This is a genomic window from Leuconostoc falkenbergense (genome assembly GCF_014634805.1).
GTDB lineage: Bacteria > Bacillota > Bacilli > Lactobacillales > Lactobacillaceae > Leuconostoc > Leuconostoc falkenbergense.
This window is the reverse complement of record NZ_BMBS01000008.1, coordinates 29,872-55,304: the sequence shown is the minus strand read 5'-3', so window position 1 is coordinate 55,304 and position 25,433 is coordinate 29,872. Positions and strand designations below refer to the sequence as shown.

Below are 25,433 nucleotides of genomic sequence, written 5' to 3'. Positions count from 1 at the left end.
GGGAACGTTTTAAAATAGTAATTTAAAACGTTTATTTGTCGTTCAACCAAATTATTATTCTACATTTAGTTGTTTTTTTTGACTTTTAACATAGTTTGTCTTTCTAATACTTGTCAGCATTATAGCACATTTTTCGGGGATGAATAAGGTGGATGATTATAATTTTATTGACATGTAATCTCATAACTGTATAATAAAAACGTGATATCATTTGATATAAAAACGTTTTTAAACTGGCTGCGATGATATTTGTCATCGCCTAACCCGTGTTTGGAGGTAGCGCAATGATTGCTATGAATAATAATTTTGATGTTGAGTGTGCACAATTTCTGCAAGCATAACTTTCAAAATTGTGCACTAGATTGCATGTAGGTTGTTCGATACGTTGACCTACTTATTTAGAGTACAAGGATAAAAAATTGAATAGAATAAAACAATATCATGTTTCTTGCTTGGTGGAGGTACGTCATGACAACAATTGAGGTACGTCACTTAAGAAGAACATTTAACGAGGTAAGTGAATTTGTGGCCGTTGATGATGTTTCTTTTAAGATCGAATCAGGTCAAATAGTGGCGTTACTAGGGCCAAATGGTGCTGGTAAAACGACTACTGTTAAAATGATTTCTGGTTATCTGACACCAACAAGTGGTGATGTATTGGTGGATGGTGTGAACATATTAACCCATCAAAAATTGATGGCTACCAATATTGCTACGGTTTTTGGTGGTGAATTAGGCTTTTATGCACGGGCGACAGCCTATGATAATTTGAACTTTTTTGCAACATTGTTTGGCATTCCACGTCGCGAAAGACGTAGTCGCATATATCAAGCACTACGAAATGTTGAGCTCGCCAATGTTAGTGACAAAAAGTTAGCACAATTTTCGCGTGGCATGCGACAGAGAATGCACATCGCTCGTGCTTTATTGAAGGCCACGAATGTTATTTTGCTTGACGAACCAACCAGCGGGTTGGATGTGGAAATCTCTCATGAAATACGGCGCTTGGTACGCGGATTAGCAGATCAAGGTAAAACAATTTTGCTGACAAGTCATACAATGACTGAGGTTGAGGATTTAGCAGATCGTGTTTTGCTAATCGGCGGAGGTAAAATTCTTCATGATGGGACGGTGGCAAGTGTGGTTGCCTTATCAGGTGTTACCAAAGTTGATCGGCCAGCAACGCTTGAAGAGTCCTACTTGGCGCTTGCGCCAGAATTGAGGCGTTAACATGATTGACTTTATGACGCTGACTTGGTTTCATTTGAAGTTGTTTGCTCAAAACAGCTATTTTCGTACGATTGTTTTTGTGACTACGATTGGCTACGTATTGATGCAATATGTCGCTGCAAACGCTGTTCATGATTTGGGCAACCAAACGATTTGGTTGCGAGCAGGTATTATTGGTACTTGGGCGGCTGGTACATCTGCAGCAGGTGTTATACCATACCAACGTGCGCAAGGTACTCTGGCTTACGTTCTTGATACCAGCAAAGGAGAAGCGGTGAGTTTGGCGACTCTGATAATCCCAGCAGCGTGTTTTGGTTTGTTAGCATTTCCTGTTGCTTGGCTTGTGAGTTTGGTGTTGGGCATTAATACCACAGGTATTAGTTGGATGCTAGGGTTGGGTGTTATAACGCTATGGTTAAGCGTCATATTACTAGATTTTGTGGTAGCTGGCTTATTTGTATTAACACCAAATGCCATGTTGTATGAAAGCCTTTTATTAGTACCGATTTTGATTGGGGCTGGTATCTACACTGTTCCCCAACGCTATCAAATGGTAGTTGAAGTGTTACGGTTGTTTTTACCTATGGCAACGCCTGTGAAACTGATTTTACAACCTAAATTGGTTACTGGTTTTGATGTGTTACAAATGTTGATACTCAGTCTAGTATGGCTATTTTTGGCACATTTTCTGTTGAAAATATCTTTACAACGACTACGTGTTACTGGTGATATGGTGGTGGTCTAATGTTAAAAATAGACTTGCTTTCATTACCTTATTTCAGAAATTGGCGAACGTTTGTTGTTAGTTTTGTGATTGCACCTGTTCTCGAAATCCTAATGGTTGGATTATTGCGTGCCCAATTTAGTTCAATCTCGGCTATTAAGTCAGTGGTGGCCATCAGCTTAATGACAGCTGTTGGCACACTACTAGGCAGTTTATCATCGCTTTTTGTTAACGATCAGGTTCACGGAGTTGCCTTGGAGATGGCGGTAGTATCACCTTATTCAGTAAAATATTGGACTAGTAAATTTAGTGCAGTCTGGATTGTTGCGTTAGGGCAGGTAATCATTACCCTATTTTTAGTGACAATTGTGACGCGAGATGTGTCATGGTTGAGTCGAGCTGTTCTGGTGCTACCACTGCTCCTGCTTTATGGTAGTATCATTGCTTTTGTTTCGGTTATAGTGTCGTGGCAGCACGACGATCCTTATTTGACGGCAAACATTTTAGGGACTGTTCTTATTTTACTCAGTGGTGTTATTGTACCAGTATCACTTTATCCTAAATGGTTAGACTTTCTCACGCAGTGCTTACCATTTTCACAGACAATGCAATGGTTTCTAACTGGATCAGGGAGTCTATTCCTTGATAGTGTTGTCGCAGGAATCTGGTTACTGATAGGAATCACCATGTATCATTATCAAATTAAACGTGTTAAACGGTATGCCATGATTCAGTGATATAATTTTTATGTGGTTATTGTGATATTTTTAAATTTAATTATGACAAAACTGTTGACATTCTGTGGATATAAAGTTATAGTTAAAAGCAACATAAACGTTGAAGAGATAAGTACCATAAAATGCCTTAAAAAGAGAGTCTGTCGTTGGTGAAAGCAGATAAGGTTGATTCTGGGAAAATGGTCTTGGAGTTTTCACGGATACGAGCAAGCGTCCACTCATATGTGCAACGCAGTAAGTTGAAATCGGGTGTCACCCGTTACCAGACAACGTATTACCAAAGACTTTCACAGATGTTCTCGACGAAAGAGTAGCGGCGTACGTTTGGAGGTGTGGGTGCGAGAACCTACATGAACACCGGGTGGTAACACGTTTTTAACGTCCCGCAATCTATTATTAATAGATTGCGGTTTTTTTGTGTTATTTTGCTAAATTGTCAAATTAAGGAGGTAAGTTATGAGTGTTATTTTAGAAAATGGTTTATTAAAACAGCAGCAGACGATGATTGGTTCATACAAATTACTACAACCAACAATAACGATTCTATTAGTTAATCTGATGCCCAATCGCTTACAAACAGAAAAACAATTTGTCCGGCTGTTAAACTTACTATCGATCAACGTACGTGTTACGTTTGCGGTACCAGCCACTCATAATTTGCGTCATAGTGCAATTGAAGTTGCTGATAATTATTTGACATTAGAGGATATTTGGCACCAACAATATGATGGGTTGATCGTAACTGGCGCGCCTGTTGATCAAATCAAGTTTGAGCAAATAGACTATTGGGAAGAATTTCAGCATTTGTTGCAGTGGCGAAAAACGAGTGTTACGGAAAGTTTGTTTGCTTGTTGGGCGACTTATGCGGCAGGTTATGCTGAAAGAAATTTTCCAGTCAAAGCGATTAAAAACAAAGTGTCAGGGGTTTATCGACCTAGCCATGTAACGCGAAGTAAATTATCTTTTGGGTTAGAAGTGCTGAAAATGCCGCAATCGCGATACTTTACTGTACCGGCATTAGGCGTACCACGACGTCTAAAAGTAGCTGACGATAACGAATTGGGTGCGTTTATTCTCCGAGACGAAGGGGTGAACTCGACGTATATTACCGGTCATCTAGAATATGATACAACAACGTTGGCCGATGAATATGAACGCGACTTAGTAATTGATAACACGATACTTGCACCGGAAAATTATTTTGTCGATGGCTATCCAGTCAACAGTTGGCAACAAACGGCAAACCAATTTTTTAAAAATCGGGGTCAACTGATTGTGGCAAACACGCACAAAATAACAGCAATTAACCTAATATCAGCATTGAATTGAGAAACTTATGACAAATATAGACACTTTATTAGCACAAGGTGGTAATGGCACCTACGATATTAAAACAGGAGCAGTTGTTAGTCCACTGTATTTTTCAACGGCTTATCGGCATCCGGGTTTAGGAGAATCAACAGGATTTGACTACGCCCGAATGAATACACCAACCAGAAGTATTTTGGAAGAACAATTAGCCGAGTTAGAGCATGGCCGGCAAGCATTTGCTACAAGTTCCGGCATGGCAGCAATTGACTTAGTGTTTGCTGCTTTAATTAGAAATGGTGATCATTTTATTACGTCAGATGATTTGTATGGGGGGACATACCGTTACTTTGATAGTTTAGTTGACCAGAGTGGTGTGACCTATGACGACTGGACCGATGGGGATGACATTTTGAGACTCATTAAACCAGAGACCAAGTTAATTTGGATTGAGACACCTTCCAATCCGACTATGAAAGTCATTGATATTCATTGGTTATGTGAAACGGTCAAAGCGGTGCGTCCGGATATATTAGTCGCGGTAGACAACACATTTCTAACGCCTATTTTCCAAAACCCGATACTACTCGGCGCTGATATTGTCGTTCATTCTGCTACAAAGTATTTAGGCGGGCATAATGATATTTTAGCTGGTGTTGTCGTTGCTGGGCGAGATGATTTGGCCCAAAAAATTGAAGATACATTAGTCACACGTGGGCAGGTGCTAGATTCGTTTAGTGCTTGGTTATTGTTAAGAAGCTTGAAGACCTTACATTTGAGAATGGCAAGGCATAATGAAAATGGCCATTTCCTAGCTGAAAAATTAGCTAATGTTTCAGGGGTAGAACGTGTTTTGTATGCAGGATTAGGCGGTATGGTGAGCTTTTATTTGTCAGAGGATTATGATGTTGATCGTTTTTTGCAAGGGCTAAATATTTGTTCATTTGCTGAAAGTCTAGGTGGGCCTGAAACGTTGATTACAATACCATCTGTTCAAACACATCATGATATGACAGCAGAACAACGAGAAAAACTCGGAATTACGGATCATCTTGTGCGTGTCAGTGCAGGTCTTGAGGAAAAGCATGATATTTTAGATGATTTGGTAAATGCAATACAGGGGGCAAGGCAATGAGCGAATGGACAGATATTATTCAAGCAGCAACTGTGCACGATCCTATATCTGGCGCGATTAACACGCCTATTCAATTAAGTTCGACATTTGATCAACCATAATTTGATCAGTTTGGTGAATATGACTACGCACGATCCGGCAATCCAACGCGCGAGGCAGGCGAACAAGCTATTGCAACACTAGAGCATGGTCAATATGGTTATTTGTTTAGCACTGGGATGGCAGCAATCAGCAGTGTGTTATTTACCTTATCGGCTGGGGATCATTTAGTTGTAAGTCAGCATGTATACGGTGGAACATTCCGCGTGTTGGAAGAAATTTTACCACGTTGGGGGATTACACATAACTTTGTCGATTTTGCTGATGAATCGGCTATTGAAGCGGCTATTACGCCAGAAACCAAAGCGCTGTATATTGAAACGCCATCCAATCCCATTTTGCATATTACGGATATTAAAGCAGTAGTAGCCATTGCTAAAGCACACGGGTTAATCACAATTGCTGATAATACATTTATGTCACCATTTCTGCAAAAGCCATTAGATTTAGGCGTAGATATCGTTGTCCACTCAGCAACCAAATTTTTGGCAGGACATTCAGATATTTTGGCAGGAGCAGTCGCGGTCAATGACCAGCAATTAGCTGATAAGATTTACTTTATTCAAAATGCTGTTGGTGCAACCCTTGGTGTTTTGGATACATGGTTATTATTACGAGGCATCAAAACATTAGGTGTTCGAATGTCGCATGCTGCTCATTCTGCACAAGAAATTGCTGAACATTTAGCACAACATCCTAAAATCGTGAACGTACTATATCCCGGCCTGGCAACACATCCCGGGCACGATGTTCACTTAGCACAAGCAAAAAATGGTGGCGCTGTATTGAGTTTTGATGTTGGTAGTGAAGCCAATGCCAGACGACTCGTTTCCGCACTTAAAATACCCGCATTCTCAGTCAGTTTGGGAGCTGTGGAAAGTATCATCAGTTATCCACCTAAAATGAGCCACGCTGAACTCAATCAAACAGAATTGATAAAGACTGGTATAAGTCCTGGATTACTGAGATTTTCAGTGGGATTAGAGGATATGGCTGATTTAATTAGTGATTTAGACGCTGGATTAGCAACAATTTGAACATAAGAAGGAGAGAAAACATGACAACTGCAGGAAAATTAAACTATCATTTTGACCAAGTGGGTTCGTATTTACGTCCTAATAACTTGAAAGAGGCACGTGAACAGTACGCTGATGGTGAAATCACAGCTGATGCATTGCGTGAGGTACAACAGGCAGAAATCAAAAAGTTAGTGGCTAAGCAAGTAGAAGCTGGTCTATTGGCAGTGACGGACGGTGAATTTAATCGTTCATGGTGGCATTTGGATTTCTTAGGTCAATTGGGTGGTTTTGAATTTTATGATCAAGAAGATTCATACAAATTTCATGGTGAAAAAACGCGGTCTACTAACGTACGTATCAATGGTAAGGTTCATGCTAATTTGGATCATCCATTCTTTAAAGATTTTCAATATTTGAAATCAATCGTGCCAGACGGTGTGGAACCTAAACAAACGATTCCATCACCTAGTTTAATCATCAATCGTGATCACCGTTCTGATTTGTGGTCAAAGTATTATGATACATGGGAAGCCTTTTTAGATGATTTGGCACAAGCCTATCATGACACATTGCAACATTTTTATGATTTGGGTGCACGTTATATTCAACTCGATGATACAACTTGGGCGTATTTAATCGCACAACTTAATGCGAGTGCAGAAAACCCTGAGCAACATGCACAATTTGTGAAGACAGCTGAAGATGATGTCTATGTGATCAACAAGGCATTAGCTGGGTTGCCAGAGGACCTTAAATTGTCGACGCACATTTGTCGCGGTAACTTTAAATCAACTTATTTGTTTGAGGGCGGCTATGAACCAGTGGCGAAATATTTGGGTCAACTAAACTATGACGCTTTTTTCTTGGAATATGATAACGATCGTTCCGGTGATTTTGAACCACTGACGACGATTTATAACGGACGAGACAATGTGGAAATTGTGCTGGGTTTGTTGACGTCTAAATCTGCGGATCTAGAAAATGTTGATGATGTGGTGGCGCGAATTAATGAAGCCGCAACCTTTGTGCCCAAAAAACAATTAGCATTGTCAACACAATGTGGTTTTTCGTCCACCGAAGAAGGAAATATTTTGACAATTCCTGATCAGTGGCGCAAACTTGACTTGGTTAAGCGTATTGCGGATGCTGAATTAGCTTAATTAGACTAAATAAGGAGATGGTATGGGCAAAAAAACTTGGTTTGTGATCTTGGTCGTTTTGGTCATTATTGTGGGTGGTGTGACATATGCAAACGCCTCAAAAAAGGCATCAACTAACACCATTACAATTGGTTCTGTCACCAGTGACGCCGATATTTGGCGCCATTTAGCAAAAAGCGACGCTGCCAAACGCTTAAAATTAAACATCAAAGTCAAAGAATTTACAGATGGTTTAACGCTTAACAAAGCAACAGCGGAGGGGCAAGTAGATGTTAACGCTTTTCAGTCATATAGCTACTTTCAAGCATTTAATCAAGACAGTAAAGATGGAAAACTAGTTGCCATTGGGACAACTTATCTGGAACCATTGGGTATTTATTCTAGTAAATATAAATCGGTAAAAGATATTCCGGATGGGGCAACGATTGCGATTGCCAAGGATCAAGCAGATGAGGCGCGCGGTCTAAAATTATTAGCTGATGCTGGTTTGATTAAGATTGCATCTGACTTTGGGGCTCTAGATGGTTTGGAAAAAGTAACGGCTAACTCGCACCATTTTAAATTTAAAGAAATTGATGATACAACTGGTGGGCGGCTACTACATGACAATGGCGTTGATGCTGTATTGATATCTAATTCGGTTTCACAAGCTGCAGGATTAAATGTTTTAAAAGATGCGATTTATTACGAACATATCAATAATCACACCCGCGCTAACGTCAATATTTTGGCAACAGCAGCTAAAAATAAAGACAATAAAACGTATCAAAAGTTGTTAACATTATACCGTGATAAGGCATCGCAAAAATACATCACCGACAAGTATCACGGTACAAAAACAGAAGTGGTCAAACCACTATCGTATTTTAAAGGAGTGAAATAATGTCAGAAACAGTTGTTGAAAGTTTTACCTTAGATCATACAAAAGTTAAAGCGCCTTATGTGCGTGTGATTGAAACACAAGCCGGTCCCAATGGTGGCAGTATTACTAACTATGATTTGCGCCTCACGCAACCTAACGAAACAGCCATTGAAACCGGTGGATTACATACTTTAGAGCATCTTTTTGCAGGTCTAGTACGTGATGAAATTGATGGCATTATTGATATTTCACCATTTGGTTGCCGTACCGGCTTCCATGTTATTTCATGGGTGAACTATGATTCTGAAACATTAGCTAAGGTATTCAAAAAAGTTTTGGAAAAAATTGTCAGTGACGAAGTAACCGAAATACCAGCTGCTGAAATTGAAAGCTGTGGTAACTTTAAAGATCATAGCCTTCATTCTGCTAAAGAATGGGCTAAAATTATTTTGGCACAAGGCATTTCAAGTGATGCTTTTGAACGCAAAGTTGTTTAGAATTAAATGAAAATAAGTTGACAAACTAATTAAAATAAGATATATTATTTCTAACGTAGAAAAGATAAGTAGTATTCTATCACATAAAGAGAGTTCACGTTTGGTGAGAGTGAATTGTGAGAAAATTCGAATATGGTCTTGGAGTGATTGATAATGTGAGTGGTCATTAGGTATGAACGCAAGCAGTGTCCGGGTGCGCCCGTTATAGCCGCGCCAATTCTTAATTGTATTTCAGCAATTAATGATTGATGTTGAGGTGTGCTCGCGTGAGCAGCACATAAACACCGGGTGGTAACACGATAAGTCGTCCCGCAGTCTATTATTTTAGACTGCGGTTTTTTGATGGTTAGATGACTAGCGCATTTTGAAAGGAAGTTGCGATGACAATTAGATACCAAAAAATACAGTATTTATATGCAGACAAAGTTGCAACGGCCGTGTTTTTACGAGGAAGTGGTGCCCAAATGAGTGGGTAAATAATTGACAATTTGAAGTTGAAAAATATTGCATGATAACAACAGGAGAATAATAATGACAACACAAAAATTACAAAAAATTGGATTCCAACATGTTGGTTCATTTCTACGACCAGAAGCATTAAAGCAGGCGCGACAATCATTCGCCGCTGGAAATATAACTGCTGAAGAACTCGAAGGTGTCGAAAATTCGGCAATCACAGAACTAGTGAACAAAGAAGTTGAGGCAGGTTTAGACGTCGTCACAGATGGTGAGTTCCGTCGCTCGTATTGGCACTTGGATAATTTTTGGGGATTTGAAGGTGTCGAACGTTTTAACTACGGTGAGGGCTATTTCTTTGCACATGAAGAAACACGTGATGATTCAGCTCGTTTGACTGGTAAGTTAGGGTTTAATGCAGAGACGCATCCATTTATTCAACATTTTAAATTCGTCAAAGCTTTGGCAGATGAAGCTGGTGTGGCGGCTAAAATTACGATTCCCTCACCATCACAATTCTATGGTGAGCTGAGTCGTGGTGTGAACGTGGAACGTATTGCTAAGTATTATGATAGTGATGAAGCTTTGTTTGATGATATTAAACGTGTTTATCATGAAGAAATATTAGCTTTGTACGATGCTGGGGCGCGCACCATTCAACTTGACGACTGTACTTGGGGATTACTAGTTGATCCAAAGTTTAAGGATGTTTATGCTGCAACTGGTTTTGATATCAATGATTTGAAAAAGTTATATCTTGATTTGAACAATGGGGCGATTGCTGATTTACCTGACGATTTAACCATTAATACACACGTTTGTCGTGGTAATTATCACTCTGACTGGGCAACAAGTGGTGGTTACGATGATGTAGCAGATCAATTATTTGGTCAAGAAAACGTCACTAATTATTTCTTAGAATATGACTCGGAACGTGCTGGTGGTTTTGAACCGTTGGCAAAAGTGTCTGGTGATAAGCAAGTCGTATTGGGACTAATCACCACCAAAACAGGTGAACTTGAAGACAAGGCGACAATCATTGCTAGAATACACGAGGCAACCAAATATTTGCCATTGGATCGCCTTTGGTTATCAACGCAGTGTGGTTTTGCTTCAACCGAAGAAGGCAACATTTTGACTGATGCACAACAATGGGCTAAGCTACAATTGGTAAAAGAAATTTTAGATGAAGTTTGGGGATAAGTAGTTTATTGCCTAAAAATTAAATTTATCTTTTTTAAATTAGACTATTGACATTTTAAAACAATGGTGTCATAATGATTTTATTAACTTAAAGGAAAAATGTTACATGCAACGTCTCAGTGTAAACAACTTCACACAAAGCATTCAAATCAACATTGTCGTCATTATTATTTGACTTCAAGGTTGGTTCACTTTGTGATGCTGGCCTTTGATAAAAAGGCTGGCGTGAAGTTGTCGACTAGATTCGTATAACTTAAAGGAGCGCTAGTATATCTAGCGCTCCTTTTTTCTTAGAGTTTTTTCATAAGATGCGCAGCTTATGAGTAAAAATGGAGCAAGGGCAACGGGCCCGAAGGGGAATTATTATGGACGCAACACTATCAAAAACGCAATCATCAAATGCGACTGACAAAACTGAAAAATTAAGTGACCGCAAAGCCACGCCACGAACGACTCGAGAAGTCGTCTATGACGTCTCACAAGGCATTTCACATGCAATTCTTGCTGTGTTGGGTATGGGATTATTAATGGCATCGCTTGGTAACGCATTCCATTTCACACCATTAGTACAGGCTGGATTGATGGGTCAAAAAATGTTGGCACCTGCTTTGGGTGTAGGTATCGCAATTGCGATGCGTTCAAATTTGCTCACAACTGGTGCTGCTTTAATTGCAGCCACTGTTGGATCTAACGCAGTTTACTTTACGTCGGCAGTTGCACCTGCTACTCATACAGCTACGGGATGGGCTGCCGATCAGGCCGCTGGTTCACTAGTAATGACTTCTGGACAACCTATTTCTGCGGTGTTGGCTGCTTTAATGGCAGTGCTTGTCGGTAACTGGTTGACAGGTAAAACACCTTTGGACATGATGTTAGTACCATTTGGTGCAGTATTGGCGGGAACATTCTTTGGTTTGGCTACTGCATCTGTGACAACGCCATTCTTGAACTGGGTATCAGAATCACTTGCTTCAACAATGAAAATCAATCCATTCTTGGGTGCGTTTGTCGTATCAGTTGTTTGGTTCCTATTTTTGATGACACCTGCTTCTTCGGCGGCATTGGCAATTGCTGTCATGCTTGATCCACTATCGGGTGGTGCTGCTTTGATCGGTACTACTGCAGGATTTGTTGTTTATACTGCAATGGGTTGGAAGCAAAATGATTTGGGTGCCAATTTTGCACAAACAATTGTCACACCAAAAGTGCAATTTCCAAACTTGCTTAAGAGTCCACTATTGATGTTTGGTCCAGCTTTGATTGCTGGCGTTTCTGCGATGGTAGCTGTTGGTGTCTTTGGATTGAAAGTACCATTTGCCATTGCTGGTTTAGGGTTGAATGGCTTTATCGCACCCATCGCCTTAGCGTCAAGCGATCCACGTGGATTGTTGTTAGTGGCAGTCTTTGGCATTGTTGTACCAGTTGTTGCGTCATTAGCATTTTATTATTTCTTACGTAAAACAGGACACACGAAGCAAAATGATTTGCACCTTGAAGTTGTTTAACAGTAATTAATTACGTTCGTCTTTTGTTACAAAGTCGTCATATTGACGGCTTTTTTAATATATAAAAATAGCGTAGAATATGTTGAGTAATAAATAAATGTATTGAGAGATTATGATATGTTTCAAAATATCAAACGCATCTTGATTGGCAAGCCATTGAAAACGTTGGACGAGGGTGGACAATCTTTGTCCAAGACCAAAGCCTTGGCATTACTTTCATCAGATGCTTTATCATCAGTTGCCTATGGAACAGAGTCAATTACAACAGCCTTATTGGCTGCGGGCGCAGTTGCATTGTGGCTTCAGGTGCCAATCGCATTACTTGTTTTGGTCTTGTTAGCGGCTATTGTGATGAGTTATCGTCAAATCATTCACGCTTACCCATCGGGTGGCGGTGCGTATGCCGTTGCGAGTGAAAATTGGGGGTCCAAAGCAGGTTTAGTAGCTGGTGGTTCACTGTTAGTTGACTATATGCTAACGGTGGCCGTTTCAGCTTCGGCGGCAGCAGATGCGATTACGGCTGCCGTGCCAGCGATTTTACCATTTACGGTGCCATTGTCGATTATCGTTGTCTTACTTTTAACTGGTATGAATCTGCGAGGTCTTCGCGAGAGTGCTAATTTCTTAATGATTCCAGTCTATTTTTTTATAACGGTTTTGGCGATTATGATTGCTTGGGGTGTTTTTCAAGCAGCTACTGGTCAGTTGCCTTATCATGCTGCTGCTAAAATTGGGACTAGCTTTAGTGGTTTATCATTTGTCTTGTTCATGCGCGCTTTTTCAAGCGGTTCATCTTCTTTAACCGGAGTTGAAGCAATTTCCAATGCTGTGCCTAATTTTAAGGCGCCAAAAGAGAAGCACGCGGCGTCAACATTAGCCTTAATGGCATTGATTCTGGCGGCATTCTTTGGTGGTATTACTTTTCTAAGTTATTGGTACGGCATTCGCCCTAATGCACATTCAACGGTGTTGTCACAGATTGCAATGACGACTTTTGGCGGACAAAATATCGGCTTCTATATTGTTCAGTTAGCAACAGCGATGATTTTAGCTGTTGCGGCTAATACTGGATTTTCAGCTTTCCCAATGTTGGCGTTGAACTTGGCACGTGATAAATATTTGCCACATCTTTATATGGATAAAGGTGATCGTTTGGGATATTCAAATGGTATTTTGTCGTTGTCTTTTGGGGCAATCATCTTATTGCTTATTTTTCATGGTTCGACAGATGCCTTGATTCCACTATATGCTGTTGGTGTCTTTGTGCCGTTTACGTTGTCACAATCAGGCATGATTATTCACTGGTGGCATAAAAAACCTAAAAGTTGGGTTTTGAAAGCAGTCATTAACTTCGTTGGTGCTTTTATTTCGGCTGTTTTGGTGATAACATTGTTTGCAACTAGAATTGAGCATGTTTGGCCATACTTGCTGATTATGCCGTTGGTGATGTTTACTTTTCTCAAAATAAAACATCATTATTTGAGTATTGGCAAACAGCTCCGGTTACAGTATGCCAAAAATGATAATGCCGTTCGCCATCATTACGATGGCGCAACTGTAATTGTATTGGTTTCAAACATCACTAAGGTGACGACTGAGGCGATTGATTATGCACAGTCAATTGGCGATTATGTTGTTGCCATGCACGTCAGTTTTGATGTTAATCCTAAAAAAGAGTTAGAAACTTCAACGCAATTTAAGCTGGACTTTCCAGATGTAAGATATGTTGATATTCATTCGTCATATCGTTCCATCGTCAAACCGGCGTTGAGCTTCGTTGATGCAGTGGCAAAGCAAGCCAAAAAGCGCAATCATTCAGTCACTGTTTTGGTGCCACAATTTGTGCCTAAGAAACCTTGGCAAAACGTTTTGCATAACCAAAATTCTCTGCGTTTACGCACAGCATTTGCTTCACGAGATGATATTTCTGTTTCAACATATTATTATCATTTAACTGAGTAATGTGACATGTATCAGTGTCTATACACTGATACATCACGTACATAAATGTGCAATTTAGACACAATTTTTACCATTAATAGGAGGCAGTAAACATGTCAATGGAAACAAAGTGGACACTCTTTTTTATTTGGGTTGTCATTGCAATGACCATCTCAACCGTTGGTTTAGTCATGATTATGCGATGGTATCATCGTGAAGTTAAAAAAGTGAAAACACAAAAGCATGAAGAAACTGACCAAAAAAAATCATAATTATTACAAAAATAGGTGTTCATGTGTGAATGTACGTGCATAAAATGGTATCATGACGTATAATCTTAGATATAAGATAATAATTAAGGATAATTTCGATGAAAATATTAATGATTGAAGACAATAAATCTGTATCCGAGATGATGAGCATGTTTTTCAAAAAGGAAGGATGGCAAGCAACGTACAGCTATGATGGTAATCAAGCGGTTGCCTTATTTGCTGAAGATCCCTTCGCATTTGATTTAATTACATTGGACCTCAATTTGCCGGGATTGGGTGGCATGCAGGTGGCTTCAAAAATACGTGAAATGAACGACAACGTACCATTAATCATGCTGACTGCCAGAGATAGTGAATCAGATCAGGTGTTGGGACTTGAAATGGGCGCAGATGATTATGTGACCAAACCATTTAGTCCGATTACATTAATTGCCCGTATTAAGGCTATTGCTCGTCGTGGGGAAAAGGCTGCTATCAATACACAACCATCTCACGAAAAATTTGATGTGACGACAGAACATTTCCAACTTAATTCGAATACACGTGAGGCATTCTTGGATGGTAAGCCAGTTAATGCGTTGACCCCCAAAGAATTTGAATTGCTCAAAACATTGGCTCTTAAGCCACGACAAGTGTTTTCGAGATCTCAACTGTTGCAAATGGTTTGGGATTATGAATACTTTGGGGATGAACGTACCGTCGATGCCCATGTGAAAAAGTTACGCCAAAAAATTGAAAAGGCCGGTCCTCAAGTCATTCAGACCGTTTGGGGAGTCGGCTATAAGTTCGATGACTCAGGAGTTGAACCAGAATGAAAATTATGCACCAACAAATGCTTGCTTTTCTCGCCATACTTATGACGATGATTGTCATTGTTGGTTTTTTATTTGCGCAGTTTATGTTTCACTCTGTTTATGAGCAAACATACAGTAATCTTAATAATTATGCGACGACTTTTTTTTCGTTGGTCGTTGATACTGAAGAGGATAATGAAAAAAAATTAAACGTTGATCCCAGTGCATTTAAAACCGCTAGAAAAGTCATGTCTGACCAAGGTGTTGAAGTATCAATTTATGATAATAAAACCCACAAACGTGTGTATGGTAGTACTGGGCCCAAAAAGATTAGTGAAACACTTTGGCAGGAAACTTTTTCTGGTGACGCGCGGATTAAGCGAACACGCACGGGTGAACAGTTATCAGTGTATCGTGGCTGGATGTATGGCGGGGAAAAGCTTGGCGTTGTCCGTGTTTCACGTCAAATTGTAGGACGCAGTGCGCAATCAACCATGTTGTTAGAAGAAATGGTTGCCGCTATGGTGATAGGTGGAACGCTAGCGATGTCATTAGCAGCCGTTATTTCATGGCGATGGTCACACGTGATTACTGATATGCAACAAGCAACAGAGCAAATGACTGAAGGTAACTATGAACTAAAGCTAACACGAACTGGTAAAGACGAACTCGGACATTTAGCTAGGGATATCAATAATTTATCATTAGCATTGCGTGCCCAAAGTGATGAAATTATTGAGCAAGAGGAACGACGCAAGCAGTTTATGGCTAATGCCTCACATGAAATGCGGACACCGCTAACCACTATGTCTGGTCTGTTAGAAGGACTAGCTTATGATGTTTTTCTAGAAGAGGAGAAGTCACGCGCTTACGCACTGATGCAAAAAGAAACCCAACGTCTCATTCGTTTAGTGGAAGAAAATCTTGATTATGAAAAGTTAAGGGCTAATAAAATTGTATTACGGAAACAAAAAATTGATGCTTATAAAATGATTAGTGATTTAAGTAACCAATTAGCCAGTAAGGCAGCACATGAAGAGACAACTATTGCAGTTTCGGGTGACCAACAAGCCACGGTTTTTGGAGATCAGGATCGACTCACACAGGTATTATTTAATTTGATTAATAATGCCATTCAATTTACACAAAAAGGACAGATTAAAGTTTCAGTGGGGCGCCAACATAATGCGACAATTTTTAAGGTGGCAGATACAGGGATTGGCATGACAGCTGAACAAGTTGATAACGTTTTTGAACGTTATTACAAAGTAGATCCATCACGTATGTCAACTAAAGGCGAGTCAGGCATCGGTATGGCTATTGTGAAACAAATTATTACATTGCATGATGGTGATATTGCGATCGATTCGACGCCAAAAGTTGGTACAACAATCACAGTTACAATTCCAGACCAACAAACAGCCAATTAATCTTGCACCAAGTGGATATTTACACGATATTGACGAAAATATAACATCAACCCTTTATACTGAAATTATCAGATATGAGGAGATTGAGCTATGCAATTAACAGGCAATGATGCCAACATTAAGGCATTTGACGCGACAGATACGGATTTTCAAACGACGTCAAGTGAGAACAAAGTATTCACAGTTTTATTGGGTCTCGGGGTGGTAAGCCTTTTGGTAGCGACTTTTTTTGATAAAAATGTCACTAATTTAGTTATGAACCAAAATTCAGTTTTTGGTAATATTTTCCAAAACTATGCCGATCAAGGGGCAAATATTGTTTTGTTTGCTGCATTTGAAATTATTGCGTGGACCATCTGGCGACGCATACAAGATGACGTTTTGCGTTATGTGATGACAATTGGTGCACTAGCATTTGCGTTTAATCAAATGTTAGCTATTTTGCAAGATATGTTGAGTTATACCTATTCAATGCTGAATAATTTGTCTAAGGGTATTCCAATGGGCGTTGCAAACAACACCGCTGCGGTAAAGAATTATCCTGAAGTTTTGCGCTGGGGCCTCGCAGTCATCTTAACAGCTGTGCTCTCAGTATTATTTTATAACTGGTTACAAAGTAAGAGTGATGCAGACATACGCTATTTGATAACAGCAGCTTTGGTCGGTATCGCTGTTGTTTTCATCGCGCAAACCACGATTGGTGAAATGAAGTCATTATGGGGGCGCTTTCGACCTTATGAAATGACGACAGTTGCTGGCAATACAATGAGTGAATTTACCCCATGGTATCATTTAAACGGCATCAACGGTCATAACTCATTTCCTTCAGGTCACACCATGTCTGGGTGGTTGTTCTTATATTTGGTTTTCTTTGTTCCTCGTGGTAACATTAGTGCCCAAAAGAAAATGACGATATTTGGGATTGCGATGGGGATTTTGACCGCAATGAGCCGTGTGCGCATTGGCGCCCACTGGTTGAGCGATGTAACAGTTTCAAGTATCATTGTTGGCTTGATTATTTTCATGGCAAGTCGCTTGTTAGCTGCACACTTTGTTGAACCGACAAAATAACAAGTTTAAAGCACACAAAAAGCGGTAATCAATGATTGCCGCTTTTTGTGTGCTTTAAAATGTTTCGGTTGGAATCGCATTGAGTTTTGATTGCCAATCAATGCTTGGATATTTACGCGTTAACGCAGTGGTTAAAACACGTTTTGCCAAGTTGCCATTACGGGTAAAAATTGGCCCGTGGAAGTAGGAACCGTAAACGTTACGATAAATCACACCTTCTGTTTGATCCATACCATTATTACCATTACCAGAGACAATTGTCCCTAAAGCGCGTTCACTTTCACCTAAGAAGGTGCGGCCTTGGTGGTTTTCGAAGCCATGATATTCTTCGCCGGTTTCGTTATTTTTAATGACAATATTACCTGTTAAACGCTCATTATTGCGTACGGTTAGTTTTGGATCGTGCATATTGGTTGTGTAGTGATCCATGACACCAATACCGTCGACTTTTGTACCGTCAGCCATCATCATATAGTGACCTAGTAATTGGAAACCACCACAAACGGCCAATAACGGTCCGTCATTTTCAATGTATTGCTTCACTTCAGTTGCTTTGTCTTGTAAATCATGAGCAACAATGGTTTCTTCGTAATCTTGTCCACCACCGAAGAGAACAAAATCATATTGATCAGCGTCAAAATCATCCCCTAATGACACCAATTGATAATCAACATCGACACCAATTTGTTTGGCGTAATAGGTCAATGCGATAATGTTGCCATAGTCGCCGTAGGTATTCATTAAGTCGCCATAAAGATGGGCTACGGCAATCGTATAATCAGCCATTAGAATCCTCCTTTAATATAACCAGCGCTACGCAATTGTTCGCGTAATTGTAACATTGCAGTATAAGTTGCTGCAATGTAAACCTTTTGTGTCGGTAGTGACTTGATAGCATCAACAACTTTTGTCAAATCCTCGTAGACACTTTGGTCAGCAAATCCAGCCATTTTGAGACGAACTTGCATGTCTCGGTAACGCTCACCACCAGTTGCGATAGCTTGTAAATGTGATGCATGCAATTTTTCAAACTCAGCATCCCAGATCCAACTTGTGTCAATACCATCAGCATAGTTTGCGTTAAGTAGTGCCAATAGTGAAAAATCATCGTTTTCCGTCAGCATCATATCAATGACTGAGTTAGTGCCAACTGGATTTTTGATTAGGACAATTGTGACGTCCTTGCCGTCAACATTAATAGCTTCTTGGCGACCAAAAATTTGTGCATTGGATTCAAAAGCTGCTTTGATAGCATTGGCTGGCACTTCAAATTCTCGACCAACGGCAAATGCAGCCAGCGCATTATAGATATTATACAAGCCACCAATTTCAATTCGTAAAGGGGTATTGTCAATACTAAATTCAGAATATTTTGGTGTCAATTTGGTGACGGCGGTGACTTGATAGCGCAAGTTAGGTCGTGCAAATTGATCGGTTACGCTGAAATATTTGCCTAAATTAGCATAAGTGATGAAATCGTAGTGTAGCACTGAATCATCAGTTGGTGACAGAATGCCATCAGTGTTAGTGGGTGCTTTACTTGGTTGATAATCTTCAGGCGACACGTGGTTAAATCCGAAGTAAAGACGCTCATTTGGAAAATCACCACGCGTGAAAATGGGTGAATCGCCGTTTGACAAAACAACCGCTTGTGGGGCATTTCTGATACCTGCGACAATTTTGTCGTAGGTCGTATAAATTTCACCATAACGGTCCATTTGATCACGAAAAATGTTAGTCAATACAAACATTCTCGGTTTGATGGCGCTTGAGACTTTTTCGACATTGGCTTCATCAACTTCTAACACCGCGATTGGTTTCTTGCCATTGTTTGATGTCACACGACTTGTTACCAGTGTGCCCGTGATGCCTTGAATCATGTTAGAACCAGATGGATTGGTAATCACTTGATGACCGCCAGCTTCTAAAACACGAGTGATAAGTGCTGTTGTCAGGGTTTTCCCGTTTGTACCAGTTACAATCACCAAATCAAAGTCTTGTTGAATACTTTTTAAAATATCTGGGTCGATTGCCACGGCGAGCTTGCCGGGCAAACTTGTACCCCCACGATGTAAAACATCATGTAACAGCCAATATGCTGATTTTGCTGTCGCTTTGGCTAATGAATTTTTAAGTGTCATAATATCCCCACTTTCATAAATATCATTTTAACATATCCCAAGCGGTGATGACGTGGTTTGTGAAAGGGGTCGATGCCGTTGGACACAACTTCTTCACAAACTGTTTGATTTTTCTTCACACCCCCCCGAACTTTTGGCATATTCACCCTGTAAAATAGAAGTAAGGTTAGAAGCTAAGGAGGAGCGCTGTGAAAATTAGGCAATTATTTTTGATGACGTTACTGATTGTGAACAGTTTGCTACCGCTGATGTCTGTTCGGGCAGACACTATCGAGAATCCACAAGCTGCTACAAGTAGGGCTGAAGAAACGATAGATGAACCAGAAACGACTTCACAAGAAGCTGCTGCGGTGCCATCAGTAACTTTTGAGTCGGAAAATAAAACAAAATCAAAAGCGTCAGAACATAGGTCAACAAATTCTGAAAAAGTACCCCTGCAAAAAGCAGCGGGTATTGTAGAAGTGTCTGATTCTGAAAGTTTTGTAGCGGCTTGGAACAATCCTGATACGCAAAAAATTATTGTGACAGAAAGTTTTGATTATACACAAAGTACGGCGACCCAGCCACGTCAAAACAATATCGAGATTACGAGCAATTCAACATACCCGACTAACAAGACGATAACATTTGTTAATGACACTGTTTATGGCTTGCAAGTTGATGGCACAGGTAATGTTAGTCCTAATATTAGTATTCACGATATTAATTTTAAATCAACTAGTGGTGATAATAGTTTGCCAAACACTCAGAGATTATCCGATGTCAAAAACAGCATTCTTTATCGTAATACATCGGAGAGTAATAGCAATGAAGTCGGAACATTAACACTATCCAATGTGATATGTGAATTAGACAACAATGAGACCCAGCTTGCTGGGAATGCTATGTCGGCCTTTGTTGTGCCAGGCATGCGGATTACACTTCAGAATCATTTATCAATGACAACTCGTGGTACACAACTTGTCGGTTTAAGTATTCATGCTGAATCGACTGTTCGTTATAAAGGTATTCATGACAATTTAGATTTATATTCACGAAGTCTTCAAAATGCTAATTTATCTTTTATAGCAGCAACTTGGAGTACTTATGCAAATTTAGCCAACATTGGAACACCCAGTAATGAGTATTTTGATAACACCAATGCTTCTGCTGGTGATGTTGACATTGACCAAGGCGCAAAAGTATATTTGTCGCGATTAAATGATAGCTGTGGTGAAGCCAATCTGTTGGCGGCTAAAACAGGTGTGATTGCTGGTGAATTTACAGCAATCACGATAAAAGGACAACTCGTCATGTCTGCCAAAGATGCCGCTTTTGTGTTCAAGTCGAGTCGTGGTCCCAATGCGCCTGAAAAAACCATTAATATTAATGTAAACTCTGGAGGCATATTAGCCATCCAGGGAACCAAAACAGCTGCTCCAGGTTCTGGGCAAAGGTCAGCATTAGGTGTTATTCAAGCTTTTGGTGATAAGCATTTAGGTCGAATCAACATTAGAAAAAATGCAACTTTTTATCTCAAAACAGCTACGGGCTATGGGCAAACTTTTGTTTCTTATGCCCAAACGCGTAATTGCCGTGGGATTGAATTAAATATTGATTCTCCTAGATATGTTTTGATAGCAGATGCAGGATCAAGTTCGAACACTGGTACTTGGGCCGGATATTGCCGTAGTGCTTCTAGTGGCGCGTTTAATGCCAATTTCAAAGCCGATATTACTGATTCTAATGTGAGTTTTTATCAGAATATTTCCAGTTTCAACAGTGGCAGTTATTTGACGAATAACCCACCTGCTGATGCTAGTAATTGGGGTAACATCGATATCAAGCAAATTTCACAGAGTAATAACGGTACAACGAAAAATGGTGATTACCAATTAACTGGGGCAACCGAATCTGTTGAACAAAATTTGATGGTCAGAGGACAACACCATGTCCTTGAAATCACATCACATAAAATGAACTTTTTGGACTATGCACCGTTAACTGATGCCGATACTGAAGCAAAACGAGCGGGAATACCCAACGCAGCTGATCAGGCTAACGCTGTTAGTGATGCTGATCACTTCATTCGTGGCCAAATATCAGCGACATCAAAATTAGTCCCTGTATTTACCACACCAGATAGTGAGTGCAGTGGAATGGCTAATTTCGCAACAGAAAATGAAAACGACGGCATTACTGTCACGTGGTAGTCACCCAATTCACCGGGGGTAGTTGATGATACTGTGGTAACTGATAATAATGGTATCTTTGTTTTTGAAAGTAAGAAAAGTATGGATGATTCTGTTCCTGAAGGGGTAGCTACAAGTCACGTTAAGTACCAAATAGGTAATAATGCTATCAGTGTGAGCGCTGGTGGTCAGACTTATGAAACTAATGTGCGTAAAACGCCAACCTATGCCCCACCAGTATATGATTTAGCTTCAATGGTTATTGTTGGTATGTCAGACATTACTTTTAAAACAGCAATTGCTGCTGACGAGGTGATACTTAACGCCGAAGACAGCTCGGAGCAGTATGCACCGTTGGTGACATTGACTAAAGCAGCCAACTCTGAAAATGGTGAAGGTAAGAATTGGACCTTTGATATGGCGGCGTACAATAATGACCATCCTGACAAACCAATTACGGCTAATATGGAAATTGAATTTTGGGTAAAAACGCAGCGTGATGGCGAGTTAATTGAATCAACACGTATTACTCATGTTTATCATGATTATACGGCTGAGGCAGTAACGTATCGCAATATTGCTCCAGATGCCGCAATGCCATTTATCAGTGACACGATTGAAATGATGCGCTTTGACCCATTAAAACGGGGTAAAAATGGCATGTTTAATGTGTCACCACTTGATTTGAGTCGAAATTATGGTTATTTAACCGTAGATGATGGCTCTGTGAATCACAATAAACCATGGCAAATGACTGCACAATTAGAGTCCACGGGCGTTTTTACAGATACTGGGCTACAACTAGCATACGTTGATGAACAAGACAACACTTCAATCTTGTCAAGTGCTGGTGACAGCCTAACAGTTGCCACGGCTCCCCAATGGAATAATGGGCAATCTAGCGTGCGTTTAGACACGCTGTGGAATCAAACAACAAATGGACACGGATGGTATTTAACGCTGAATAGTTGGCGTACTGATTATTCACCGGCTAAGTTCAATTATGATGATGACGATGGACCAGTGCTATTATGGCAACTTGGTGACGTGCCGGACATTGATTAATGTGGTGGGTAGAATATTCCGAATTTAGTCGATAATTCCTCGCAAAATGATCACAATTTTAACGTATTCTAAAACAGGCGACGTCATGGCTAAGACGCCTGATTCAAAATTGAAGTAAGCGGGGGGGGACAATCAAAAAAATCATAAATGTGTATAGCGTTGCGTTTTTAACAGCTCACTGACTAGTGAAAGAAAACAAGTAGTGTAATAGGAGAAAACATGATAAAGGCTAAAATCTTAATGACGTGTTTAGCGGCCATGATGTTGGCCCCAATAAGTGTTTATGCCGATGACTATGGTTCGATTTCAAACGGTTTTACATTTGATGTTGAAAACAACAACACGCTATCCACAACAAATACCAATCCAGATTGGGGTGATATGGGCGCCACAGTCAACGATTCAGAGATGACATTAGTTGGTGGGGAAGGCTTCGGTATCTCTCACTTGCCGGTTTACAATTTTGGAGAAATCAATGCGGTTGATCTTCGAAACGAAAGCATTGCTACTGACACAGGTAGTTCATACCATGTTAAGCCACTGGTCAATGCAAATCAAATTGCGACAGGCACAGGATATCAAACTAAGTATTTACGTCCGTTTGTGCAATTGGTTGATCAACGCGCAGGGAAAGTGGCCGCCTCACAACTGAATGTTTCAATCAGAATGTCACAACCGTTTACAGGTACTTATATAGATGATGACGATCAGACATCTTCTGATATTCAACCGGGTATTTTGCTTAAAGCAGATGCAGGATTTGACTATACGATTTCGGGTAATATGGTGGCTGCTGGGGATACTGGTCATGCAACACAATTTAAATCAAGTTGGCATGGTGATTTTGGGGCTGGTCCCGCGACCACGCTAAATGATAGTGTTACAACCATGGCTAGTGGTATGTCAGCAGCTACTTTTGGTACGATCACCTATGAGTATGGGTCACTCAAAGGGCAGACTGATAATCCTGATAGTGGTAACTGGGCAACGGCAGGCAATATTGTTGGTAGTTCATTGTTTTCACAAGGTGATCGTGTTAATAACGGTTTTTACCTAGAAATTCCAAAGAATATCACGCTTAAAGCGAAGTCATATCAAGCTGAATATACGTGGACAATGGGAGACACACCAACAGGTACTTGAAGCGGTAGTGACTTATAAATAACGAATGCGAGAAAAGAGATGAATCCATTTAAGTTTTTAATGGCGGCACCAGATGCCACCCAAAAAGTACCACAAGAAAAAATTGCAGCCACCTATAAGTGGCGCCAAGTAGGCGTACTATTTTCAGCTGTGGTGGGTTATATAGGCTACTATATTATTCGCTTGATTTTTACCACTGAGCAAAATGATATTATGAAAGCTTATCATTTTACGACCGCAGATATTGGTTTAGTATTAGCCTGTTTCGGTGTAGGATATGGTATTTCCAAGTTGTTTATGGGTGCGTTGAGTGACAAATCGAATCCACGTTATTATTTAGCAGCAGGATTAATGGGCTCAGCAATTTTGAATTTATTCCTAGGTTCAACTCGAAATCTTTATGTCATGATGTTTCTGATGATTTTGATTTCTGTGACACAGGGAATGGGTGCACCTGCTGCACAAAAACTCATTCAATTATGGTGGGGTAAAAAATGGCGTGGGACGGTTTATGCTGTTTGGTCTTCCGTCCATAATGCGGGTGCCTTTGCTTGTGTGGCAATTGTTGAGTTTTCGATTTTGATGTTTTCACACTCAATAGCTGCTATCTTTTACACAGCATCAGCTGTTTCTGCCGTGATTGCGATTTTAATTGCGATTTTAGGCGCCGATCGGCCAGCAACCGTTGGACTGCCTTCGATTGCTGAATATACAGGTGAAGTGACTGTCCTACAAGACGGTGAGACAGTTGAAGGCGACACCACGCAACAATCAATTTGGTTTGTTTTCCGACACTATATTTTAAATAATAAAATTGTCTGGGCAATTACGTTGACGTCAATGTCACTTTACTTAGTGCGGTACGGTGTGATGTCTTGGATACCAAGTTACTTACACCAATTTAAAGGTTTTGATGCCTCATGGGCAAAGTGGTTGGTTGGTATCTTTGAATTAGCAGCCGTACCGGGTGTGATTATTTTAGGTGCAGTGTCAGATTTCTTGAAGGGCAAACGTGCGTTGGTATGTATCGTTTCAGTCTTGGCACTAATTGGTTGCTTGACGGTCTATTTCACCGCAACTAATCATGCGGTAATTGTCGTTGTATTAATCTTGATGAGTACTTTGATATATGCACCGTTGACTTTGGTTGGTTTAATGGTTAACGAAGCAGTTCCAAAGTTTGCTGTTGGGTCATCAACAGGATTTATGGGATTTTTCCAATATTTAGTTGGTGAAGTGGCGGCGACGGCACTAATTGGTATTTTAGTGGCTCATTTTGGATGGACGGCTAGTAATACAGTGCTTTACTCGGCGGCAAGTTTGGCATTTGTATTATTAATTCTAATCATGGTTTGGCAAAAGCAAGCTATACAAAAAGCAGCACATGAACACTTGATATAATGTGTGAAAAAGTACGACATTGTCGTGCTTTTTTGTTGTTGTAATTTGGTATAATTGAAATAGTTTGGT

21 protein-coding genes and 1 pseudogene are annotated in these 25,433 nt (G+C 40.2%); 20 read left to right on the top strand and 2 right to left on the bottom strand.

Annotated features, from left to right (window positions below):
- Positions 1-468 precede the first annotated feature (468 nt).
- From IEU71_RS02795 to IEU71_RS02720, 16 genes and pseudogenes are all read left to right on the top strand, one after another.
- Positions 469-1,230, top strand: a complete 762-nt coding sequence (locus tag IEU71_RS02795) for an ABC transporter ATP-binding protein (protein ID WP_004914631.1) — start codon at positions 469-471, stop codon at positions 1,228-1,230.
- A gap of 1 nt (position 1,231) precedes the next feature.
- A complete protein-coding gene (locus tag IEU71_RS02790) occupies positions 1,232-1,975 on the top strand; it encodes a hypothetical protein (RefSeq protein ID WP_004914629.1) in 744 nt (247 codons plus the stop codon).
- Positions 1,975-2,691 (top strand): ABC transporter permease, encoded by a 717-nt coding sequence (locus tag IEU71_RS02785; protein WP_004914627.1) that lies wholly within the window; start codon positions 1,975-1,977, stop codon positions 2,689-2,691. The genes IEU71_RS02790 and IEU71_RS02785 overlap by 1 nt, the downstream gene beginning before the upstream one ends.
- Positions 2,692-3,147: 456 nt before the next feature.
- Positions 3,148-4,020, top strand: a complete 873-nt coding sequence (locus IEU71_RS02780; protein ID WP_004914626.1) for a homoserine O-acetyltransferase/O-succinyltransferase family protein — start codon at positions 3,148-3,150, stop codon at positions 4,018-4,020.
- Between the two features lie 7 nt (positions 4,021-4,027).
- Positions 4,028-5,134 carry a trans-sulfuration enzyme family protein gene (locus tag IEU71_RS02775; protein ID WP_004914624.1) on the top strand — a complete coding sequence of 369 codons (1,107 nt, stop codon included), beginning with the start codon at positions 4,028-4,030 and terminating at the stop codon, positions 5,132-5,134.
- Positions 5,131-6,270: pseudogene (locus IEU71_RS02770) on the top strand (trans-sulfuration enzyme family protein). Before IEU71_RS02775 ends, IEU71_RS02770 begins: the two are co-directional and overlap by 4 nt.
- A gap of 20 nt (positions 6,271-6,290) precedes the next feature.
- Complete coding sequence (locus tag IEU71_RS02765; protein WP_004914620.1) at positions 6,291-7,412, top strand: vitamin B12 independent methionine synthase; 1,122 nt, start codon at positions 6,291-6,293, stop codon at positions 7,410-7,412.
- A gap of 22 nt (positions 7,413-7,434) precedes the next feature.
- Positions 7,435-8,295 (top strand): MetQ/NlpA family ABC transporter substrate-binding protein, encoded by an 861-nt coding sequence (locus IEU71_RS02760; protein WP_004914618.1) that lies wholly within the window; start codon positions 7,435-7,437, stop codon positions 8,293-8,295.
- On the top strand, positions 8,295-8,771 hold the full coding sequence (locus IEU71_RS02755) for an S-ribosylhomocysteine lyase (protein WP_004914617.1): 477 nt from the start codon (positions 8,295-8,297) through the stop codon (positions 8,769-8,771). Before IEU71_RS02760 ends, IEU71_RS02755 begins: the two co-directional genes overlap by 1 nt.
- 531 nt (positions 8,772-9,302) lie before the next feature.
- Complete coding sequence (locus tag IEU71_RS02750; protein ID WP_004914615.1) at positions 9,303-10,430, top strand: 5-methyltetrahydropteroyltriglutamate--homocysteine S-methyltransferase; 1,128 nt, start codon at positions 9,303-9,305, stop codon at positions 10,428-10,430.
- 365 nt (positions 10,431-10,795) lie between these two features.
- Positions 10,796-11,935, top strand: coding sequence for a PTS sugar transporter subunit IIC (locus IEU71_RS02745; protein WP_004914613.1), 1,140 nt, complete (start codon positions 10,796-10,798; stop codon positions 11,933-11,935).
- A 117-nt stretch (positions 11,936-12,052) separates the two neighbouring features.
- On the top strand, positions 12,053-13,897 hold the full coding sequence (gene kimA, locus IEU71_RS02740; protein WP_004914611.1) for a potassium transporter KimA: 1,845 nt from the start codon (positions 12,053-12,055) through the stop codon (positions 13,895-13,897).
- 92 nt (positions 13,898-13,989) lie between these two features.
- The gene (locus tag IEU71_RS02735; protein WP_004914608.1) at positions 13,990-14,148 is read left to right on the top strand and encodes a hypothetical protein; all 159 of its coding nucleotides are present in this window, start codon (positions 13,990-13,992) and stop codon (positions 14,146-14,148) included.
- A gap of 98 nt (positions 14,149-14,246) precedes the next feature.
- Positions 14,247-14,963 (top strand): response regulator transcription factor, encoded by a 717-nt coding sequence (locus IEU71_RS02730; protein ID WP_004914605.1) that lies wholly within the window; start codon positions 14,247-14,249, stop codon positions 14,961-14,963.
- The gene (locus tag IEU71_RS02725) at positions 14,960-16,372 is read left to right on the top strand and encodes a sensor histidine kinase (RefSeq protein WP_004914603.1); all 1,413 of its coding nucleotides are present in this window, start codon (positions 14,960-14,962) and stop codon (positions 16,370-16,372) included. Before IEU71_RS02730 ends, IEU71_RS02725 begins: the two co-directional genes overlap by 4 nt.
- A 90-nt stretch (positions 16,373-16,462) precedes the next feature.
- Positions 16,463-17,443, top strand: a complete 981-nt coding sequence (locus IEU71_RS02720; protein WP_004914599.1) for a phosphatase PAP2 family protein — start codon at positions 16,463-16,465, stop codon at positions 17,441-17,443.
- A 54-nt stretch (positions 17,444-17,497) separates the two neighbouring features.
- Here IEU71_RS02720 and IEU71_RS02715 read toward each other — a convergent pair whose 3' ends face one another.
- The gene (locus tag IEU71_RS02715) at positions 17,498-18,229 is read right to left on the bottom strand and encodes a type 1 glutamine amidotransferase (RefSeq protein ID WP_004914597.1); all 732 of its coding nucleotides are present in this window, start codon (positions 18,227-18,229) and stop codon (positions 17,498-17,500) included.
- Positions 18,229-19,584 (bottom strand): Mur ligase family protein, encoded by a 1,356-nt coding sequence (locus IEU71_RS02710; protein ID WP_004914594.1) that lies wholly within the window; start codon positions 19,582-19,584, stop codon positions 18,229-18,231. The genes IEU71_RS02715 and IEU71_RS02710 overlap by 1 nt, the downstream gene beginning before the upstream one ends.
- Before the next feature lie 188 nt (positions 19,585-19,772).
- Here IEU71_RS02710 and IEU71_RS02705 point away from each other — a divergent pair, with 188 nt between their 5' ends.
- The 4 genes from IEU71_RS02705 to IEU71_RS02690 all read left to right on the top strand — a co-directional run bounded on the left by IEU71_RS02705 (position 19,773) and on the right by IEU71_RS02690 (position 25,364).
- Positions 19,773-21,776, top strand: coding sequence for a hypothetical protein (locus IEU71_RS02705; RefSeq protein WP_004914590.1), 2,004 nt, complete (start codon positions 19,773-19,775; stop codon positions 21,774-21,776).
- A 33-nt stretch (positions 21,777-21,809) separates the two neighbouring features.
- A complete protein-coding gene (locus IEU71_RS02700; RefSeq protein WP_004914588.1) occupies positions 21,810-22,820 on the top strand; it encodes a hypothetical protein in 1,011 nt (336 codons plus the stop codon).
- Positions 22,821-23,039: 219 nt separating this feature from the next.
- Entirely contained in the window at positions 23,040-23,963 is a 924-nt protein-coding gene (locus IEU71_RS02695; RefSeq protein WP_004914584.1) for a WxL domain-containing protein, read from the top strand.
- 39 nt (positions 23,964-24,002) lie between these two features.
- Positions 24,003-25,364 (top strand): MFS transporter, encoded by a 1,362-nt coding sequence (locus IEU71_RS02690; RefSeq protein ID WP_004914581.1) that lies wholly within the window; start codon positions 24,003-24,005, stop codon positions 25,362-25,364.
- Positions 25,365-25,433: the final 69 nt, after the last annotated feature.

Excerpts from the sequence above, each read along its gene's own strand:
- IEU71_RS02795 (WP_004914631.1), top strand. The coding sequence starts at position 469 with ATGACAACAATTGAGGTACGTCACTTAAGAAGAACATTTAACGAGGTA.
- IEU71_RS02790 (WP_004914629.1), top strand. The coding sequence starts at position 1,232 with ATGATTGACTTTATGACGCTGACTTGGTTTCATTTGAAGTTGTTTGCT.
- IEU71_RS02785 (WP_004914627.1), top strand. The coding sequence starts at position 1,975 with ATGTTAAAAATAGACTTGCTTTCATTACCTTATTTCAGAAATTGGCGA.
- IEU71_RS02780 (WP_004914626.1), top strand. The coding sequence starts at position 3,148 with ATGAGTGTTATTTTAGAAAATGGTTTATTAAAACAGCAGCAGACGATG.
- IEU71_RS02775 (WP_004914624.1), top strand. The coding sequence starts at position 4,028 with ATGACAAATATAGACACTTTATTAGCACAAGGTGGTAATGGCACCTAC.
- IEU71_RS02765 (WP_004914620.1), top strand. The coding sequence starts at position 6,291 with ATGACAACTGCAGGAAAATTAAACTATCATTTTGACCAAGTGGGTTCG.
- IEU71_RS02760 (WP_004914618.1), top strand. The coding sequence starts at position 7,435 with ATGGGCAAAAAAACTTGGTTTGTGATCTTGGTCGTTTTGGTCATTATT.
- IEU71_RS02755 (WP_004914617.1), top strand. The coding sequence starts at position 8,295 with ATGTCAGAAACAGTTGTTGAAAGTTTTACCTTAGATCATACAAAAGTT.
- IEU71_RS02750 (WP_004914615.1), top strand. The coding sequence starts at position 9,303 with ATGACAACACAAAAATTACAAAAAATTGGATTCCAACATGTTGGTTCA.
- IEU71_RS02745 (WP_004914613.1), top strand. The coding sequence starts at position 10,796 with ATGGACGCAACACTATCAAAAACGCAATCATCAAATGCGACTGACAAA.
- kimA (WP_004914611.1), top strand. The coding sequence starts at position 12,053 with ATGTTTCAAAATATCAAACGCATCTTGATTGGCAAGCCATTGAAAACG.
- IEU71_RS02735 (WP_004914608.1), top strand. The coding sequence starts at position 13,990 with ATGTCAATGGAAACAAAGTGGACACTCTTTTTTATTTGGGTTGTCATT.
- IEU71_RS02730 (WP_004914605.1), top strand. The coding sequence starts at position 14,247 with ATGAAAATATTAATGATTGAAGACAATAAATCTGTATCCGAGATGATG.
- IEU71_RS02725 (WP_004914603.1), top strand. The coding sequence starts at position 14,960 with ATGAAAATTATGCACCAACAAATGCTTGCTTTTCTCGCCATACTTATG.
- IEU71_RS02720 (WP_004914599.1), top strand. The coding sequence starts at position 16,463 with ATGCAATTAACAGGCAATGATGCCAACATTAAGGCATTTGACGCGACA.
- IEU71_RS02715 (WP_004914597.1), bottom strand. The coding sequence starts at position 18,229 with ATGGCTGATTATACGATTGCCGTAGCCCATCTTTATGGCGACTTAATG.
- IEU71_RS02710 (WP_004914594.1), bottom strand. The coding sequence starts at position 19,584 with ATGACACTTAAAAATTCATTAGCCAAAGCGACAGCAAAATCAGCATAT.
- IEU71_RS02695 (WP_004914584.1), top strand. The coding sequence starts at position 23,040 with ATGATAAAGGCTAAAATCTTAATGACGTGTTTAGCGGCCATGATGTTG.
- IEU71_RS02690 (WP_004914581.1), top strand. The coding sequence starts at position 24,003 with ATGAATCCATTTAAGTTTTTAATGGCGGCACCAGATGCCACCCAAAAA.